The organism is Helicobacter sp. MIT 14-3879 (assembly GCF_003364125.1).
The window spans coordinates 1-3,188 of sequence record NZ_NXLP01000109.1; the positions used below are offsets into that span (position 1 = coordinate 1).

Sequence of the window (3,188 nt, forward strand, 5' to 3'; positions counted from 1 at the left end):
CACTCATACCAGCCAATAAGAAGATTATCAACCTGTATCAACATCATGCTACGAGCCAAAGTGGCGCATTTTTGGAGTTTTATACCGCCCTAAATGAACAAATAGAAGTTGAGATTTTGCGTTTGCAAACTCTTTCAGACATCGCTATAACGTATTATAATTTACAAAGCCTTAAAGGAAAAATATGGTAAAGATTCTTAGCCTTTGTGTTGGTTTATTATTTGTTGCAACGTTGTACATTAATGCTCACAATCATGACACCCGTATGAATACCACCCAATCAGATTCTCAACAAGCGCAAAACCCTAATGAAACAACAAAACTCCCTCTTAACAAAGAATATTCTCATCAAAAACAAAACCAAACAACACAAACAGACACAACACAAAAGCCACATAAAAAACAAGACATATTTTCTTTTCCTACCACCCATGTAAGTAAGCAAACAATAGCAGATTCTAGACGATATTATGGCACACTCAAAGAAGATGAAAGCAAAATATATAGTCTTAGTGTACGTGCAGATGGATTTATTGAAAATCTATTTGTAACACAAACTTATGCACAAGTTAAGGCAAGAGAGGCACTTTTTTCTTTTTACTCACCAGAAATTATTGATGCCCAAAGTGAGTTCCTCGCTACCCTACCCTATTCACATTTAGCCCAACAAAAACTCTTGCTATTAGGAGTAGATTCTCAAGAAATCGCCAAACTTAGAAACACGCGCAGAATCATGAATGCCATTACTTTCTATGCACCCTTTGACAGCTTAGTATTCATCAAGAATGTTAATAAGGGCAGTGGCGTCAAAAAAGGAGAAGAAATATTTCAGCTCATAAATATTAGCACACTTTGGGTTATTGCCAATATCAATCAAGAAGATTTAGCCTTTATTCGTCAGAATAACAATATAGCACACGCAATCATTGAAGGGTATCAAGGAAAAATAGAGATAACATTCGATAAAGTCTATCCTAATGTAGTAGATAATTTTATTCAAGCACGTTTTATTCTTCGCAATCCTGATTTAAAATTTTTTCCTAATGCTTTTGTGCAAGTTTATATAGAATCTCCACCAAAAGAGAGACTTGTCTTACCGCAAAATGCAGTACTTTTTAAGAACGGCAAGCATTTTGTATTTATTAATGATGAAGGAGATTTTATTCCTCAAGAAATAGAAGCTAAAAGAATTCTAGGGACAAAATTTTATGAGATTATAGATGGTTTAGAAGAAAATCAAAGTGTAATAAAGGACGCCTTATTTGTAGTAGATTCAGACGCACAAAATAATGGTTGGTTTGAATAATATTTTTATAGACATTGTAATATTCTTTCATAAAAAGCTGACCTTAAACTAGGATACATAAAAATATATTATGAAACATCTAAGGAGTATTTATGCTAGATATTTTGCGATTGTGTCTTTTAGAAAAAAGATTGCTGACCAACAAACACAATAATCGTTTAATCTTTCATGCCCCCTTAATTTTATTGCTCTTGTTTTTTATTTCTAATATTCTCTCTCAAACTCTTGCTGCACCCACAAATTCTATAGAATCTACCCCTCACACTTCTCAAACCACTCCCTTTCATCTTAGCTATGAAAATATTTCTCAAGTGAGTTCTCTGGGTGCAGCTAATTTGATGGAATCAAAATTTGTGCAAGATTCTCAAACAGATTCAGGCACAAAGCCAAAAGTCCTAGCCATTTCAGATTTTAATAATTTGAGTGATTTTGATATTGATATTCAACTCCTAGCTCGCCTACTTTTGCGCGACATACAGGATTCTCAACATTTTGTACTCACTTCTGCTATCGCGGGTAATGCTTTCAATGCTGACCCTATGCTCGATAAAATCCGTGCCAAGCGCAATAGCGAGAAATTTAGCGACATTATCCCTAAGGGCATGCTCATTGCCCCTAAGTACAGTCTAAGTGGGAGGATTACTAACGATACAAGCAAACAGGGCAAACTCAATGTTGTGCAATATCACTTCATCTTTAGCATTGTCAATTTAGAGAATGGTTTAGTGGAATGGGATTATATTGAACATATCACAAAAGCCTCTAAAGAACCTCTCCCTAACTTCGAGAAAGAATCTCATTATGGTAGAATCTGTGTGCAACACTCTACAAACACTGCCACACAGAAACAAGCCTGTGAAATCGCCATTAGTGAGATTTGGGAGGGGAGCTTTGAAGAGATTTCAGATTCCAAACGCGCTCTTTTGTACTCTTATGCCTCTAAGGCATGCAGCATAAAGTCAAGCTTTGGTTGCCGTGCTCTTGGTGCAAGCTATAAATTTGACAAAAAGGACTTAAAAAATGCAAGAAAATATTTTGAACAATCTTGCCAAATAGGCGATGGTGGAGGATGTTATCATCTCTCTATTATCTATGAACACGCACAGGGAGTCTCTCAAGACATCAAGCGCGCAATATCATACGCTCAAACTGCTTGTAATTATAAATTTAACGCAGGTTGTGAGAATCTCAAGCTTTTAAACAAGCTCAACCAAGAAGAGAAGCTCAACGAATATGCTCTACAGTTTCAAGAACATTGCAATGAAGGAATAGGTATGGCATGTGGGAATCTTTCATTCTATTATTATCACGGAATGAATGGAGTAAATAAGAATCACACCAAAGCAGCGGCATTATTACAGAGAGGCTGTGCTTTGAATGATCTGAATAGTTGTTATCAGCTAGGCTTATGGGAAGTGCAGGGATTAGGAGGGCTTAATAGAGACTTTGATAGTGCGCTCAAGCACATTGTGCAAGCTTGTGAGGGTAATATCGCTACGTCCTGTAAGGCAGTTGATAGTCTTCCTTCTGATGCAGCCTATATTTACAATTGCCATGATAACTTAAAGAATATTATTAATGTCGCGTGTCATAGTGCAGGAGGAATGTATGAACTTGGCGCAGGAAATAAAAGTAAAATCAACACCACCAAAGCATTGCTCTATTATAAAAAAGCCTGTGATAATGAGCTAGATATTGCTTGCACCCATTACAATAACTTGCAACAAAAACTAAAGTGATTGAAGGTATTGTGAGGTGAGATAAGGATACATAAAAAATATATAAGGAGATTTTATTCCTCAAGAAATAGAAGCTAAAAGAATTCTAGGGACAAAATTTTATGAGATTATAGATGGTTTAGAAGAAAATCAAAGTGTAATAA

General features: G+C 35.8%; 2 protein-coding genes and 1 pseudogene. All 3 read left to right on the forward strand.

What is annotated here, in order from left to right:
- Positions 1-191, forward strand: a pseudogene (locus CQA44_RS12780) (hypothetical protein); the annotation flags it as partial.
- Positions 185-1,306, forward strand: a complete 1,122-nt coding sequence (locus CQA44_RS11630) for an HlyD family efflux transporter periplasmic adaptor subunit (protein WP_115547375.1) — start codon at positions 185-187, stop codon at positions 1,304-1,306. The pseudogene CQA44_RS12780 and the gene CQA44_RS11630, both read left to right, overlap by 7 nt.
- Before the next feature lie 92 nt (positions 1,307-1,398).
- Positions 1,399-3,045 carry an SEL1-like repeat protein gene (locus tag CQA44_RS11635; protein WP_115547376.1) on the forward strand — a complete coding sequence of 549 codons (1,647 nt, stop codon included), beginning with the start codon at positions 1,399-1,401 and terminating at the stop codon, positions 3,043-3,045.
- Positions 3,046-3,188 lie beyond the last annotated feature (143 nt).